Below are 14,813 nucleotides of genomic sequence, written 5' to 3' on the forward strand. Positions count from 1 at the left end.
GCAAGCCGGGCCGGGGCATCCTGCCGCATCGTGCGGACAGTCCCCTGCCGGGAGGGTGCGACCATGCGCTGGCTGCGAACGCTGCTCTTGCTCATCCTGCTGCCGGGCTGCGCTGCCGCCGCGCCGGACGAGCTGCACCTGTTCAACTGGAACAACTCGCTGTCGGCCGAAACGCTGCAGCGCTTCGAGGCGCGCTGCGGCTGCAAGGTCGTGCCCAGCTATTACGGCTCGATGGAAGAGGCGCTGGCCAAGCTCACCGCCGGCGCCACCGGCTTCGACGTGATCGGCCCGTCCAACTACGGCATCGTGCCGCTGGTGAAGCTGGACCTGCTGCAGCCGCTGGACAAGGCCAGGCTGCCGCACCTGGGCAACCTCGACCCGCGCTATGCCGACACGCCGGCGGACCCGGGCAACCGCTACTCGGTGCCCTACGACTTCACGGTGACGCTGCTGGGCTACAACGAGGACAGGCTCAAGGCGCTGGGCATCGACCCGGGCAGCTGGCGCGCGGTGTTCGACCCGGCGCTGCTGCAGCGCCTGAAGGGGCACGTCACGGTGCTGGACGACCCGCGCGAGGTCATCGCCGCGGCGCTGCGCTACCACGGCCACTCGGCCAACAGCCGCGACCCGCAGGCGCTGGCGCAGGTGGCGGCCACGCTGCGCGCGGCGCGGCCCTACTGGGCGGCCTTCAACAGCCAGAGCTACATCAAGGAGCTCACGGTGGGCAACATCTGGCTGGCTCTGGGCTACTCCAACGACTTCTACCAGGCCCGCATGGACGCGCAGGCCGCGCGGCGGCCCTTCCGCGTCGGCTACGGGCTGCAGCGCGAGGGTAACGGCATGACGCTGGACAGCTTCGTCATCCACAAGCGGGCGCCGCGCCCGGACCTGGCGCACCGCTTCATCGACTTCATGCTGGAAGGCCCCAACGCCGCGGAGATCACCAACCTGATCGGCGCGGGCAACCCCAACCGCGCCGCCCGCGAGCACATCCGCCCCGAGCTGCTGCAGGTGCCGGCCATCAACCCCGGCGCGCAGGACACGGCGCGGCTGGAGCAGCTCGACGATCTGGACGCTCCCACCCGGCGCGCCTGGAACCGGCTGTGGACCGAGCTCAAGGCCGGACAGTGAGCACGACGCCCCAGGCCATGCTGGAGCTGCACCAGGTGGCCCGGCGCTTCGGCGACGTGGCCGCGGTGGACGGGGTGAGCCTGACGGTGGGGCACCGCGAGTTCTTCACCCTGCTGGGCCCCTCGGGCTGCGGCAAGACCACGCTGCTGCGGCTGGTGGCGGGCTTCGAGGAGCCCGATGCGGGCGTGCTGCTGCTCGACGGGCGCGATCTCGCCACGGTGCCGCCCGAGCGGCGGCCGGTGCACACCGTGTTCCAGAGCTACGCCCTGTTCCCGCACATGACGGTGGCCCAGAACGTCGGCTTCGCCCTGCGCATGGCCCGGGCGTCGCCTGCGGAGAGCGGGCGACGCGTGGGGCGGGCGCTGGAGGAGGTGGGGCTGGCCGGTCTGGAGCAGCGCCGGCCGCACGAGCTCTCCGGCGGGCAGCGCCAGCGCGTGGCCATCGCCCGCGCGCTCATCGACCGGCCGCGACTGCTGCTGCTGGACGAGCCGCTGGGCGCGCTCGACGCCAAGCTGCGCGCGCAGATGAAGCTGGAGCTCATCACGCTGCAGAAGGAGGTGGACATCACCTTCGTGTACGTCACGCACGACCAGGGCGAGGCGCTGGCGCTGTCGCAGCGCATCGCCGTGATGAACCGCGGCCGCATCGAGCAGGTGGGCACGCCCGAAAGCATCTACCGCCAGCCGGCCAACCGCTTCGTGGCCGATTTCATCGGGCAGTGCAACCTGCTGGCGGCGACGGTGTCCGGCGTCCAGGGCGGGCAGCTGTGGCTGGAGGTCGAGGGCATCGGCCGGACCGCGGCCTCCTGCGCGCAGCCGGTGCACCCGGGCCAGCGCGGCACCTTCGCGCTGCGGCCCGAGGCGGTGTTGCTGGCGCCGGCCGCGGGCGCGGCGGCCGCGCGGCGCGGCCGGGTGCGCGACCGCCTCTACGGGGGCGACGTCAGCGTCTACACCGTGGTGCTGGAGGGCGGCACGGCGCTGCGCAGCATGCAGCCCAACGCCGATCCGCAAGGCATGCCTGCGCTGGCCCCGGGCGCGACGGTGGCCCTGGGCTGGAGCGAGCGGGCCGGCCACTTCCTGCCGGAGTGAGACGCATGGCGCGCGCACGCGGCCGCGGGGCCTGGCCCGTCGCCTTGGCGCCGGTGCTGGTGCTGCTGGTGCTCTTCGTCGCGCCGACGCTGATCATGGTGGCGGCCGCCTTCCGCCAGCCCGGCGACTACGGCGGCCTGCAGCCCATCGAGTGGCGCGGCGGCGCCTGGCGCGAGGCCTTCACGCTGGAGCAGCTGCGCCGCCTCTTCGACAGCGGCGTGTACCTGGCGGTGCTGGGCCGCTCCTTCGCCTACGCCACGCTCACCACGCTGCTGTGCCTGCTGCTGGGCTATCCGCTGGCCTGGGCCATCGCGCGCGCGCCCGGCGCGCGGCGCGAGGGGCTGCTGCTGCTGGTGATCCTGCCCTTCTGGTCCAACTTCTTGGTGCGCGTCTACGCCTGGATGATCCTGCTGGGCGCGCAGGGCTACCTGGCGCGCGTGGTCAACGCCGTGGCGGCGTCCTTTGGCGCCGACCCGGTGCCGCTGCTGTTCACGCCCTTCGCGGTGGTGGTGGTGCTGGTGTACGTGCACCTGCCGTTCATGGTGCTGCCGCTGTACGCCAACCTCGAAAAGCACGATCCGGCGCTGCTCGACGCCGCGCAGGACCTGGGCGCCGGCGCGTGGCAGCGCTTCCGGCACGTGAGCTGGCCGCTGTCGCTGCCCGGGGTGTGGGCCGGCACGGCGCTGGTGTTCGTGCCGGCGCTGGGCGTGTTCGCCGTGCCCGACCTGGTGGGCGGCACCTCCAGCCTGATGATCGGCAACGTCATCAAGCAGCAGTTCCTGGACAGCCGCGACTGGCCCTTCGGCTCGATGCTGTCGCTGCTGCTGACGCTGGCGGTGCTGGGGGTCACGGCGCTGGTGGTCCTGGCGGCGCGCCGGGGAGGCCGGCATGCGTAGGCCCGGCGCCGCGCTGTGGACCGTGGCCCTGGCGGCGTACGGCTTCCTGTACCTGCCGCTGCTGGTGGTGGTGGCCTACTCGTTCAACGACTCGCGCCTGAACGCCGAGTGGGTGGGCTTCACGCTGGACTGGTACCGGCTGCTGCTGCACGACACGCAGATGCAGCTGGCGGCGCGCAACTCGCTCGTCGTGGGCGCCTGTGCCAGCCTGGCGGCCACGGTGCTGGGCACGATGGCCGGTTACGCGCTCTACCGCCTGGGCCGCATGCGGCTGCTGGCGGCGCTGGTGCTGGCGCCCATCGCCATTCCGGAGGTGCTGCAGGGCGTGAGCCTGCTGCTGTTCTTCGCACTGGTGAACCTCACGCTGGGCCTGGTGTCGGTGACGCTGGCCCATGTGGCGTTCTGCATCGGCTTCGTGGCGGTGGTGGTGCGCGCGCGGCTGCAGGGGCTGGACGAGTCGCTGGTCGAGGCCGCGCGCGACCTGGGCGCCACGCCGTGGCAGGCGTTCCGCTGCGTGACCCTGCCGTTGATGCTGCCCGGCGTGGTGGCGGGCGCGCTGATGGCGTTCACGCTCTCGCTCGACGATTTCGTCATCACCTTCTTCACCGCCGGCGCCGGCACCACCACGCTGCCGCTGCAGATCTATTCGATGGTGCGCATCGCCGTGACGCCGGAGGTCAACGCGGTGTCCACGCTGCTGATGCTGCTGACCGTGGGGCTGCTGGTGCTGGCCAGCAAGGTGGCGCCGGGGCTGCTGCGCCGCTGAGGTGCCGCCGGTCCCGGCCGGCGGCCGTGGACTTGACATGGCGCAAGCGGCGGCCGGGGCGGCGGCCTAGATTGGGCTTTTCGCATGGCTTCCATGTTTCAGGAGGTGTCTATGAACCAGGTGGCTTCGATCCTGCTGCACATCGACGCCTCGGCGCGCTGCCGCATGCGCCTGGAGGTGGCCCGGGCACTGGCCCGGCGCCTGGACGCTATGGTGACGGCGCTGTACGCCAGCGTGCCCCAGCCGGCGAATTCGCCCTCCGAGTTCTTCGTCGAAGGCAGCTGGCTTATGCCGGACCTCAGCGCCTTCGATGCCCGCTGCCGGGCACAGGCGCGCAGCCTGGTCGATGCGGCCCAGGACGGACCGCGGCTGCACTGGGCCGAGGTGCCCCAGGGCCAGGGCCTGCTGCGGCAGGTGGTGCGCGAGGCCTGGGTGCACGACCTGGTGGTGCTGGGGCAGCGCAACGACGGCGACCCCGCCGCGGCGGGCGTGCCCACGGACTTCGTGGAGTCGGTGGTCGTGGGCAGCGGCAAGCCGGTGCTGGTGGTGCCGTCGAGCGGCCATTTCGCTGACGTGGGCCACCGGGTGCTCGTCGCCTGGAAGCCCACCCGCGAAGCCGCCCGCGCGCTGTCCTCGGCACTGCCGCTGCTGCAGCCCGACGCCTCGGTGCACGTGGTCGCCTGGGGCTGCGACCCGGCCGAAGTGCGGCCGCTGCTGCTGCGCCATGGCATCCAGGCGGATTACTCGCAGGAAGCGACCGACGGCGACCGCGTGGGCGAGTACCTGCTGTCGCGGGCGGCCGACCTCGACGCGGACCTGCTGGTCATGGGCTGCTACGGCCATGCCCGCGCGCGCGAGCTGCTGCTGGGCGGTGTCACGCGCACCGTGCTGCGCTCCATGACGCTGCCCGTGCTGATGGCGCATTGAGGCGTCCCCGGGCGGCCTGCCGTCTCCGCGGGTGGGCGCGGGCGTGCCCGTCGCTTGCATGGGCCGCGTGCGTCGCGGTGCCGGGCGCTCCCTTGTCCGCAGGCCCCCGGGACTGACCAGCGCCGCGGGGCGGGAACGGGCGTTGCACGGGGTTCAGGCCGTTGTGCCGGCAGTTGCCTTTCCAAGGAGATGTCCATGCCCCGCCTGTTGACCGTCCTGGCCCCACTTGCCGTGGCCGCGGCCGTGAAGTACCTGCGCGACCCCGATCCGGGCCGGCAACGCCGGGCGCGCTGGCGCCGCGAGGCTGGCGACGCCGTGCACGAGGCGGGTGACGCGCTGGAGCGTGCCGGCCGGCAGGCGGCGGACCGGCTGCAGGACCTGGCCCACGAAGGCCGGAAGGCGGGCCGGCGCGCCCTGCATCGCGCCGAGGCGTTGGCCCGCGAAAGCCACGGACGGAGGGCGCTGCGGCATGGCCAGCCGCCGGAGCCCGAGCATTCCGGGCGGGGCGGCGCGCTGACGGGGGTCGTCGGCGGCCTCGCGGTCGGTGCGGCGGCGGTGTACATGCTCGACCCCCAGCAGGGCCGGCAACGCCTGGCGTGGGCACGCGACCGGGCCGTGCGCTACGCCGCCTCGGCCGGCCTGGGCCCGCGCGCCGAGGCACTGGCCGCGCAGCTGGGCCGCCTGCTGGGCGGCGCTGCGCCGGACGACGCCACGCTGGCGGCGCGGGTGCGTGCCGTGCTGGAGCGCACGGTGTCGCAGCCGCAGGCCATCGAGGTCAGCGTGGCGGCGGGCTGCGTCACCCTGGGCGGCCCGGTGCTCGCCAGCGAGCAGGCGCGGCTGCTGGAAGCGGTGCAGGCCGTGCGCGGCGTGCGCCGCATCGATATCCGCCTGCAGCTGCAAGGGCCGGGCGAAGCGCTGCCCTCGCTGCCGCACGCACCGCAGGGCGAGGCGATGCCGGCCCCCCGGGTGTCGGGGCCGCGCCCGCTGGCGCTGGCCGGGGGTGCCGCGCTGGCGCTGTACGGGCTGCGCCGGCGCGGCTGGGTGGGCCTGCTGGCCGGCGCGGCCGGGCTGGGCCTGGCGCTGCGGGCTGGACGCGATCGAGGCCCACGCTGAGGCAGCCGCCCCGTGGACGGGCTCCAGGAGCGCGTCCGCATCGCAGCCGATGCAGGCGCGGTAGCCCGAGGCCAGCGTCCGGCGCCGCTGGGACAGCGCCGGTTCAGGGCGGCAGGCCCAGTCCCTCGAAGATCGCCTCCAGCTGCGGGCTCATGCGCAGGTTGAGCTGCTCCCCGCCGGGCAGGCGGCGCACGAACCACTGGTCGTAGATCCACGCCAGCTCGCGGCTCTCGGCCAGACGGCGGAAGCTGTGCTCCACCACCTGCGCCAGCTGCGGATCGTCGCGGCGGTAGGCGATGGCGTAGGGCTCGTAGCTCAGGAGGTCCCCCACCACGGCCAGCGTGCGCGGCGCTCTGGCGCGGGCCTTGAGGCCCAGCAGCAGCACCTCGTCGCTGGCCAGCGCGTCCGCCTGTCCCGCCTCGAAGGCGTCATAGGCCTGGCGCAGGTCGGGGTGGGTGAGCAGCTTCAGCCCAAGGCTGCGCTGCTGCGACAGCGTGCGCAGGGCGGCCTCGTTGGTCGTACCGGCACTCACCGCCACGGCGCGGCCGCGCAGCTGCTCCAGGGAGCGGATGCCGCTGCCGCGTCGCACCATCAGCTTGGTGCCGGTGACGAAGATCACCGGCGAGAAGGCCACCTCCTGCTGGCGCTGGCGCGTGTTGGTGGTCGAACCGCATTCCAGGTCCACGCGGCCGTCCTTCACCGCGGGCAGCCGCTGCCCGGAGGACAGCGGCTGCAGGCGCACCGCGACGCCGGGCCGGTCGATGGCGGACTTGATCTCCTCCACGATGGCCAGGCACAGGTCGATGCTGTAGCCCACCATGCGCCCCGAGGGCAGTGCGTACGAGAAGGGAAAGGCCGCCTCGCGCACGCCCAGGGTGACCACGCCGCTGTCGCGCACCTTCTTCAGCGTCCCGCCCAGCGGCTCGCCGTCCTGGGCCCAGGCGGCGGCCGCCGCCAGGACGCAGCCCAGGGCGGCCGCGGCGCGGCGGCTGCGGGGCCTCATCACGCCACCCGCCGCACGCCGTCGTCACCGGCGGCGGCCTCGGCGTCGAGCAGGGCTTCGGCGGGCAGGTCCTCGGAGCGCTCCGCTCCGAGCTCGCCTTCCCATTTCGCCAGCACCGAGGTGGCGATGCCGTTGCCCAGCACGTTGGTCACGCTGCGGCCCATGTCGAGGAACTGGTCCACGCCCATGATCAGCAGCAGCCCCGCCTCCGGGATGTTGAACTGCGCCAGCGTGGCGGCGATCACCACCAGCGAGGCGCGCGGCACGCCGGCCATGCCCTTGCTGGTGAGCATGAGGATCGCCAGCATCGTCAGCTGCTGCCCGATGGACAGCTCCACGCCGTAGGCCTGCGCGATGAACAGCGCGGCGAAGGTGCAGTACATCATCGAGCCGTCCAGGTTGAACGAGTAGCCCATGGGCAGCACGAAGCTGCCAATCTTGTTGGGCACGCCGAAGCGCTCCAGCTGCTCCAGCGTCTTGGGATAGGCCGCCTCGCTGCTGGCGGTGCTGAAGGCCAGCAGCATGGGCGCGCGCAGCAGCTTCAGCAGGTTGAACACGCGCGGCCCCAGCACCAGCAGGCCGGCGGCTGTGAGCACCGCCCACAGCGTCAGCAGCCCCAGGTAGAACTCGCCCATGAAGGTGCCGTAGGTCTTGAGCACGCCCAGGCCCTGCGTGGTCACGATGCTGGCCATGGCGGCGAAGACGGCCAGCGGCGCCAGCTTCATCACGTAGCCGGTGACCCGGAGCATGATGTGCGCGACCTGGTCCAGGAGGTGCACCACGCCGTCGGCGGGCTTGCCGATGGAGGCGATGGCAACGCTGAAGAAGCCGGCGAACACCACGATCTGCAGGATCTCGTTGGTGGCCAGCGCCTCGAAGAGGCTGCGCGGGACCAGGTGCGTGACGAACTCCTTGAGCGTCAGCGAGCTCGTCTTCAGGCCCGAGGAGGCCGACGCGTCGGGCAGCGGCAGGTTCAGCCCCAAGCCCGGCTGCCACCAGTTCGCCAGCAGCGCGCCCAGCGCCAGCGAGATGAAGGAGGCGCCGAAGAACCAGCCCAGCGTCTTGGCGCCGATGCGGCCGATGGCCCCCAGGTCGCCCATCTTGGCCACGCCCACGACCAGCGTGGACAGCACCAGCGGCGCCACGATCATCTTGATCAGGCGCAGGAACAGGTCCGTGACCACCGAGAAGTAGCCGGCGACGGCCTTGGCCTCCTGCGCATCCACGTAACGCGCATGACAGAACTGGCCCACCACGATGCCGGCGAGCATGCCAATGAGAATCCAGGTGGTCAGCTTGAATTTCATGAGAGCTCCTGTCAGGCGTCGGCACGGTGCTTGGGGTGCCTGCTGAGACACGCGGCCCGCCCGGTGCCGGACCCGCGACGCCGCCCGGGACATGCCGGGGAACCCGCGGCGTTGTCCCGGATGCGGACACCCCGCGGGTGGCTGGCAAAGGCCGGGCCCGGTGGCGGCGCCGAGCCCCTGGCCGCAAGGGCAGTAACATGGCGCCGTTGCAGCGGCCAGGATTCCAGCCGACAACGCCATAAATTCACTTCATCCCGTCAATTTCCTTTCAGAAGGTTTCAATCGCCCCATGTCTCCCACCAACAGCCAAAGGCTTTCTCGAATTGGCATTTTTTACGACGGAAACTATTTTCGGCATATCGGAAATTATTATTCCTATGTCCATCCCAAGAGAGCAAAAATCAATGTCGGCGGGCTGCACAATTTCATACGTGCCCGCGTGGCGGCTGAGGAAGGCACCGACGTCAAATTCACCCAGATTGTCGATGCCCACTATTTCCGGGGCCGCGTGAAGGCCCGCGAGGCGGAGGAGCGCGACATTCTCTTCTCCGAGCGCTCCTTCGAGGACGTGCTCATGTACGAGGGCATCACGACGCATTACCTGCCCATGGGCCGGGACGGGGAAAAGGGCGTTGACGTCTGGCTGGCGCTCGAAGCTTTTGAAATGGCGGTCTACAAGCGCTTCGACGTCCTGGCCCTGGTGGCGGCCGACGGGGATTTCGTTCCGCTGGCCCGCAAGCTCAATACCCTGGGCACCCGCGTGATGCTGCTGTCCTGGGATTTTTCCTACACCGACCAGAACGGCAATTTGCGCGAGACGCGGACATCCCAGGCGCTCATGGGCGAGGTGACCTATCCGCTCGCGATGGCCGACATCATCGACAACCCGCAACTGCAGCACGATCCCGCCGTGGCCGGCCTGTTGTACCGGCCGGATGCCCGCGCTGCCCAGGCCCCGAGCCCCGCGCCGGTGGCCGTTGCAGCGCCGACGGCCGCGCCGCCCGAGGTCGGCTCCATCCAGCAGGGCCGCATCGCCAACCTCAAGGAAACCTACGGCTTCATCCTGCCCGATGCCGGCGGGCCCAACGTCTTCTTCCCCTTCAGCGCCTTGCCCCTGGGCGACCCGCAGCGGCTGCGCGACGGCATGCGGGTGTCCTTCGAGTACACCGTCGGCGACCGGGGCCCGATCGCGCCCAAGGTCTGGATTCTCCTGAACCAGGACTGAGCCCGTTCTTCCGCGCCGGCGCTGGCGGCATGCGGAATGCCCCTGGGGCGGCAACTTGGCTGCTGCCCAGGCCGTGGCGATGCCCGGCCCTGGTCTGGGCTACCCTGCCGCGTGGACACCGACCGATCCGACAGCATTGACCGCGGATGGCCCTTTGCCGAGGGCGACATGGCGCAGCGCGTGCGCGGGCATGACTGGGCCGCCACGCCGCTGGGCCCGCTCGGGCAATGGCCGGCGAGCCTGCGCACGAGCGTGCAGACCGTGCTCGCCCACCCCTGGCCGACCCTGCTGCTGTGGGGGCCGCAGCTGATCCCGATCTGCAACGACGCCTACCGCGCCCTCATGGGCCTGGAGCCGCCGGCCGGCCTGGGACAACCCCTGCAGGCGTGCTGGCCCGAGCTCTGGCCCCGCCACGCCCCGATCTGCGAGCGGGTCTGGCAAGGCGAGTCGGTGGTCGTGCAGGACATCCTGTTCCCGGTCACGCGCCCGGGCCGGGTTGAAGAGGCCTGGTTTTCGCTGAGCTACAGCCCGGTCCGCAACGAGGCCGGCCGCGTGGCCGGGGTGTGGCTCACTGTCGTCGAGGCGACGCGGCGGCTGCGCGCGGAGGCCGCACTGCGCGAGAGCCAGGCGCGGCAGGCCTTCCTGCTGCGGCTCAGCGACGCGCTGCGGCCCCTGGCCGACCCGGTGGCCGTCCAGGCCGAGGCGGCCCGCGTGCTGGGCGAGCACCTGGGGGCGGTCCGGGTGCTGTACGGCGAGGTGTCGGCGGACGGCACCGAGCTCGTCGTCGAGCGCAATTTCGTGGCGTCGGGAGCGGCGGTCCTGAGCGGACGCTTCCGGATGGCCGATTTCGGGCCGTCGCTGGTGGCGGCGCTGCAGCAGGGGCGCAGCATCGCCGTGGCCGACGTCGCGGCGGCCCCGGCACTCTCCGCCGGAGAGCGTGAGGCTTATGCGGCGCTGGGCATCGCCGCGCTGGTCGGCGTGCCGCTCATCAAGGGCGGGCGCTTCGTGGCGAACCTGAACGTGCACCATGCGGTCCCGCACGCCTGGACACCCGCGGAGCTGGCGCTGATCGAGGAGACGGCACAGCGCACCTGGGCCGCGGTCGAGCATGCCCGGGCCGAGGGCGCGCTGCGCCGGAGCGAGGAGCGCTGGCGTGCGCTGAGCGCCGCCACCGCCGACGTGATCTACCGCATGGGCCCGGACTGGACCGAGATGCGCGCGCTGCAGGGGCGGGGCTTCCTGGCCGACCTCTACGCGCCCACCAGCGACTGGCTGCCGCAGTACATCGAGCCGCAGGACCGCGACACCGTGCGCCAGGCCATCGAGCAGGCGATCCGGCACAAGGCGGTGTTCGAGCTGGAGCACCGGGTGCGCCGGGCCGACGGCTCCATCGGCTGGACGCTGTCGCGGGCGGTGCCGCTGCTCGATGCGCAGGGCGAGATCCGCGAGTGGATCGGCGCGGCCCGCGACATCACGGAACGCAAGCGCGCCGAAGCGGCGCAACGCGACAGCGAGGCGCAGATGCGCGCCATCGCCAACCTCGTGCCCGACCTGCTGTGGCGCAGCAACGCGCAGGGCGAGGTGCAGTGGTACAGCGAGCGCTGGTTCGAGTACACGGGCCAGTCGCCGCAGGCGGCGCGCGGCCAGGGCTGGGCCGACGTCCTCCATCCCGAGGACGTGCCCGAAACGCTGCGACAGTGGCGCGAGGCCTCGCTCACCGGTCAGCCCTATGTGCGCGAGCACCGGCTGCGCCGCCACGATGGCGAGTACCGCTGGTTCCTCACGCGTGCCGCGCCGCTGCGCGACCGGGCCGGCGGCATGACGCTGTGGTACGGCTCGGCCACCGACATCCATGAGCAGCGCGGCGCGCGCGAGCTGCTGGAGCAGCGGGTGGCCGAACGCGCGCAGGCGCTGCGCGAGCTGCTGCTGCACGTCGAAACGCTGCAGGACGACGAGCGCCGGCGCATTGCGCGCGAGCTGCACGACAGCCTGGGGCAGTTCCTGTCCTCCCTGGGCCTGTCCTGCAGCGGGCTGCGCAACACCTGCACCGACCCGGCGACGCGGGAGAAGCTGGAGCAGCTGCATGAGCAGGTCCTGCGCCTGGATCGGGAGCTCGACCGCATCATCTTCGTGCTGCGGCCCACGGCGCTGGAGGACTGTGGCCTGGGCGAGGGCGTGGCGGCCTACGTGCGGACCTGGTCCGAGCTCACCGGCGTGACCGTGGACCTGGAACTGCTCGGCCTGGACCACGACCGGCTGCCCACGCAGGTGGAAGCCGCGGTCTTTCGTGTCGTGCAGGAGGCGCTGACCAACGTGGCCAAGTACGCGCAGGCTTCGCAGGTGAGCGTGAGCCTGGTGCGGCAGCGCCGCCAGCTCGTGGGCAGCATCGAGGACGACGGCGTCGGCTTCGAGGCGGCCGATGCCACGACGCCGACGGCCAGCCGCACTCACTGGGGACTGCTGGGCATGCAGGAGCGCGTCGAGGCCCTGGGGGGCAGCTTCTCCGTCGAATCGAGCCCGGGCGCCGGCACCACCGTCCTGTGGCGCGTGCCGCTGAGGTCGCGCGCTCGTGGCGCCGAGGTCGCCGCGGGGCGGGACGAGGCCGCCGCCGTGCCGCAGGCGCCCCTGGCCGGACCCTCCATGGCCGCCGGAGGCGGCAGCCGCGCCGATGCCCACTCCCTGGCCCAGACCCTGCTGGGCCGGCTGGCCGGGGCCGAGGCCGCGGTTCGGGCCCGGGACGACTTCCTGGCCATCGCGGGCCATGAGCTGCGCAGCCCGATGAACGCCCTGTCGCTGCAGCTGCAGGCCATCGAGCGCCTGCTGGCACAGGGCCATGGCGCCCGGGCGGCGCAGGAGCTGCACCGGGCCCGGCGGCTGCTGCAGCGCTTCGTGCAGCGGGCCGTCGTGCTGCTCGACGTCAGCCGGCTCAACGCCGACCGGCTCGAACTCGACGTCGAGGCGGTCAGCGTGCCGGCGCTGGTCGATGAGGTGCTGGACGCGTATGCCGAGGAAGCCGCCGCCCGGGGGAGCAGCCTGCACGCCGCGGTCGAGCCCGGCCTCGCGGCGCACTGGGATCGGCACGGCATCGAGGCGGTGCTGTGCAACCTGGTCACCAACGCCTTCAAGTACGGCGCCGGCACGCCGATCCGGGTCACGGCCGCGAGGGATGGCGCGGAGCGCATCCGCCTGACCGTCAGCGACGGCGGGCCGGGCATCGAGGAGGTGCACCGCTGCCGAATCTTCGAGCGCTTCGAGCGGGTGGTCGGGGTACCGGGCAAGTCCAGCGGCTTCGGCGTCGGCCTGTGGCTGGTGGGCCGCATCGCCCGGGCGCACGGCGGGACGGTCGAGGTCGAGGTCGGCCCCGAGGGAGGAACGAGCTTGCGCGTCACACTACCGGCCTTCGCAACCTCCACCCCTTCCTTGCAGGCCCCCGCACCGTGAGCTCCAATGAATTCCCCAGCGCCGCCGGCCTGCCCCGCGTGCCGACCGGCATTGCCGGCCTGGATGAGGTGACCGGCGGCGGCTTCCTCCAGTCCGGCGTCTACATCGTCCAAGGCGCCCCGGGCGCGGGCAAGACGATCCTGGCCAACCAGATCTGCTTCAGCCATGCGGCAGCGGGCGAGCGGGTGGTCTACGTGACCATGCTGGCCGAATCGCACGCCCGGCTGATGCAGCACATGAGCGCGTTCTCGTTCTTCGACGAGAGCCTGGTGCCGGAGCCGGTCTACTACGTCAGCGCCTTCAATGCCCTGCGCGACGGTGGCCTGCCGGCCGTGGTGAACCTGCTGCGCGGCGAGATGCGCACGCACCAGGCCCGGCTGCTGGTGCTCGACGGCCTGGTCATCGCCGCCCATGCCGCGGTTTCCGAGGAATCCCTGAAGCTGTTCATCAGCGACATCCAGGCCCACTCCACGCTGACGGGCTGCACGACGCTGCTGCTGGTCAGCGACGATGCCGACCGGCCCGTGTCGCCCGAGCAGACCATGGTGGACGGCATCGTGCTGCTGCGGGAGCGCTCTGCCGGCCCGCGGCGCGAGCGCACCCTCGACGTCGTCAAGTTCCGCGGCAGCAACACCCTGCGCGGCACGCATGCCTTTCGCATCGGGGCCGGCGGCATCGCGGTGTACCCGCGCCTGGAGTCCGCGCGGCGCGAGTCGCCGGCCGGCGCCATCCAGCCGCGCGGCCTGTCCACCGGCATAGCCGGGCTGGACCGCATGTTCGACATCGGCGGCTACCCGCAAGGCAGCGTCACGGCGGTATCGGGCTACTCGGGCAGCGGCAAGACCAGCGTCGGGCTGCACTTCCTGGCCCGGGCCAGCGCCCAGGAGCCGGGGCTGTATTTCGGCTTCTACGAGTCGCCGGAGTTCCTGCTGCAGATCTCGCGGATGCAGGGCATCGATCTGCAGCCCCTGGTGGACGCCGGGGTGCTGCACTTCGCGTGGCAGCCCTTTGGCGAGAACCTGCTCGACGAGCTTGCCGCTTCCCTGCTGGAGGCGATCCGGCGCACCGGCGCCAGGCGGGTGGTCATCGACGGGCTGGGCGGCTTTGCCGCGGCCACGGCCTACGACGCCCGCGACGGCAGCTTCCTGGCCAGCCTGGCCAACGAGCTGCGGCGCTCGGGCGCGACGTCGCTGATCACGGTGGAAGAGACCGACCCGCAGCGCGCGACCCTGCCCGTCAGCACGCCGACGATGTCGGCGCTCTGCGACAACATCATCAAGCTCGGCGTGCAGGTGGGGCGCAGCGTGCGGCGCAGCGCGTGGATCGGCAAGGTCAGGAACAGCCGCTGTGACCTGCGGGTGCGCGACATGGTGCTCACGGCCAGGGGACTTGAAGCCGTGGACATCGGCGCCGGCGGGAGCGCCACGGATGAACGGGACGGGGCCGCCGAGTGAGCCGGGCGCGCATTCTCGTCGTGGACGATGAGCTCTCCAATGCGGAAGTGCTCGCGCTCATCCTGCGGGAAGAAGGCTACGAGGTCGCGGTGGCGGGCGACGGCCGCCAGGCCCTGGAGCGCGTCGAGGACGCCGCGCCCGACCTGCTGCTGACGGACTACATGATGCCCGGCATGAACGGCGTGGAGCTGGCGCGGGCCTTGCGGCAGCTGCCCCGGCACGGCCAGCTGCCCGTGCTGCTGATGAGCGGTGCCTCGGCCTCGATGCTGAAGGCCCATGCCGGCGACTACGACGCCTTCCTGCGCAAGCCCTTCGACATCGAGACCCTGCTGCGGGCCGTGCGCTCGCTGCTGGACGCGTCCGCCTGAGCGTCGGCGCGGGAGCCGGCGGCGCTCACGGAATTTGTTTCTCCTGCCGTCCCGAGGCCTTCGGCTGCGAGGCGTATGCTGGGCCGAACCTCGG

12 protein-coding genes are annotated in these 14,813 nt (G+C 72.1%); 10 read left to right on the top strand and 2 right to left on the bottom strand.

Features of this window, described 5'->3' with window-relative positions; translation table 11 throughout:
- Nucleotides 1–63: 63 nt before the first annotated feature.
- The 6 genes from HHL10_RS19300 (at nucleotide 64) to HHL10_RS19325 (ending at nucleotide 5,921) form a co-directional block, all read left to right on the top strand.
- Nucleotides 64–1,131 (top strand): ABC transporter substrate-binding protein, encoded by a 1,068-nt coding sequence (locus HHL10_RS19300; protein WP_169162030.1) that lies wholly within the window; start codon nucleotides 64–66, stop codon nucleotides 1,129–1,131.
- Complete coding sequence (locus tag HHL10_RS19305) at nucleotides 1,128–2,219, top strand: ABC transporter ATP-binding protein (protein ID WP_205833126.1); 1,092 nt, start codon at nucleotides 1,128–1,130, stop codon at nucleotides 2,217–2,219. Before HHL10_RS19300 ends, HHL10_RS19305 begins: the two co-directional genes overlap by 4 nt.
- A gap of 5 nt (nucleotides 2,220–2,224) precedes the next feature.
- The gene (locus HHL10_RS19310) at nucleotides 2,225–3,115 is read left to right on the top strand and encodes an ABC transporter permease (protein WP_169162031.1); all 891 of its coding nucleotides are present in this window, start codon (nucleotides 2,225–2,227) and stop codon (nucleotides 3,113–3,115) included.
- A complete protein-coding gene (locus HHL10_RS19315; RefSeq protein ID WP_169162032.1) occupies nucleotides 3,108–3,881 on the top strand; it encodes an ABC transporter permease in 774 nt (257 codons plus the stop codon). The genes HHL10_RS19310 and HHL10_RS19315 overlap by 8 nt, the downstream gene beginning before the upstream one ends.
- 111 nt (nucleotides 3,882–3,992) lie before the next feature.
- A complete protein-coding gene (locus tag HHL10_RS19320; protein ID WP_169162033.1) occupies nucleotides 3,993–4,808 on the top strand; it encodes a universal stress protein in 816 nt (271 codons plus the stop codon).
- Between the two features lie 195 nt (nucleotides 4,809–5,003).
- On the top strand, nucleotides 5,004–5,921 hold the full coding sequence (locus HHL10_RS19325) for a BON domain-containing protein (RefSeq protein WP_169162034.1): 918 nt from the start codon (nucleotides 5,004–5,006) through the stop codon (nucleotides 5,919–5,921).
- 103 nt (nucleotides 5,922–6,024) lie between these two features.
- On the opposite strand, the gene HHL10_RS19330 is transcribed toward HHL10_RS19325, so the two are convergent.
- Together HHL10_RS19330 and HHL10_RS19335 are read right to left on the bottom strand one after the other, a co-directional pair.
- Nucleotides 6,025–6,924 (bottom strand): amino acid ABC transporter substrate-binding protein, encoded by a 900-nt coding sequence (locus HHL10_RS19330; RefSeq protein ID WP_169162035.1) that lies wholly within the window; start codon nucleotides 6,922–6,924, stop codon nucleotides 6,025–6,027.
- On the bottom strand, nucleotides 6,924–8,231 hold the full coding sequence (locus HHL10_RS19335) for a dicarboxylate/amino acid:cation symporter (RefSeq protein ID WP_169162036.1): 1,308 nt from the start codon (nucleotides 8,229–8,231) through the stop codon (nucleotides 6,924–6,926). Before HHL10_RS19335 ends, HHL10_RS19330 begins: the two co-directional genes overlap by 1 nt.
- Before the next feature lie 289 nt (nucleotides 8,232–8,520).
- Between HHL10_RS19335 and HHL10_RS19340 the strand changes: the two genes are divergently transcribed.
- The 4 genes from HHL10_RS19340 to HHL10_RS19355 all read left to right on the top strand — a co-directional run bounded on the left by HHL10_RS19340 (nucleotide 8,521) and on the right by HHL10_RS19355 (nucleotide 14,719).
- Nucleotides 8,521–9,456, top strand: a complete 936-nt coding sequence (locus HHL10_RS19340) for an NYN domain-containing protein (protein ID WP_169162037.1) — start codon at nucleotides 8,521–8,523, stop codon at nucleotides 9,454–9,456.
- 111 nt (nucleotides 9,457–9,567) lie between these two features.
- Nucleotides 9,568–12,897, top strand: a complete 3,330-nt coding sequence (locus tag HHL10_RS19345; protein WP_169162038.1) for an ATP-binding protein — start codon at nucleotides 9,568–9,570, stop codon at nucleotides 12,895–12,897.
- On the top strand, nucleotides 12,894–14,351 hold the full coding sequence (locus HHL10_RS19350) for an ATPase domain-containing protein (protein ID WP_169162039.1): 1,458 nt from the start codon (nucleotides 12,894–12,896) through the stop codon (nucleotides 14,349–14,351). Before HHL10_RS19345 ends, HHL10_RS19350 begins: the two co-directional genes overlap by 4 nt.
- Nucleotides 14,352–14,371: 20 nt before the next feature.
- Nucleotides 14,372–14,719 (top strand): response regulator, encoded by a 348-nt coding sequence (locus tag HHL10_RS19355; RefSeq protein WP_310734634.1) that lies wholly within the window; start codon nucleotides 14,372–14,374, stop codon nucleotides 14,717–14,719.
- Nucleotides 14,720–14,813: the final 94 nt, after the last annotated feature.

Source organism: Azohydromonas caseinilytica (assembly GCF_012927045.1).
In the GTDB taxonomy this organism is placed as follows: Bacteria; Pseudomonadota; Gammaproteobacteria; order Burkholderiales; family Burkholderiaceae_C; genus Azohydromonas; species Azohydromonas caseinilytica.

Bases quoted from the DNA above. Each gene is read 5' to 3' on its own strand.
- HHL10_RS19300 (WP_169162030.1), top strand. From the start codon at position 64: ATGCGCTGGCTGCGAACGCTGCTCTTGCTCATCCTGCTGCCGGGCTGC.
- HHL10_RS19310 (WP_169162031.1), top strand. From the start codon at position 2,225: ATGGCGCGCGCACGCGGCCGCGGGGCCTGGCCCGTCGCCTTGGCGCCG.
- HHL10_RS19315 (WP_169162032.1), top strand. From the start codon at position 3,108: ATGCGTAGGCCCGGCGCCGCGCTGTGGACCGTGGCCCTGGCGGCGTAC.
- HHL10_RS19320 (WP_169162033.1), top strand. From the start codon at position 3,993: ATGAACCAGGTGGCTTCGATCCTGCTGCACATCGACGCCTCGGCGCGC.
- HHL10_RS19325 (WP_169162034.1), top strand. From the start codon at position 5,004: ATGCCCCGCCTGTTGACCGTCCTGGCCCCACTTGCCGTGGCCGCGGCC.
- HHL10_RS19330 (WP_169162035.1), bottom strand. From the start codon at position 6,924: ATGAGGCCCCGCAGCCGCCGCGCCGCGGCCGCCCTGGGCTGCGTCCTG.
- HHL10_RS19335 (WP_169162036.1), bottom strand. From the start codon at position 8,231: ATGAAATTCAAGCTGACCACCTGGATTCTCATTGGCATGCTCGCCGGC.
- HHL10_RS19340 (WP_169162037.1), top strand. From the start codon at position 8,521: ATGTCTCCCACCAACAGCCAAAGGCTTTCTCGAATTGGCATTTTTTAC.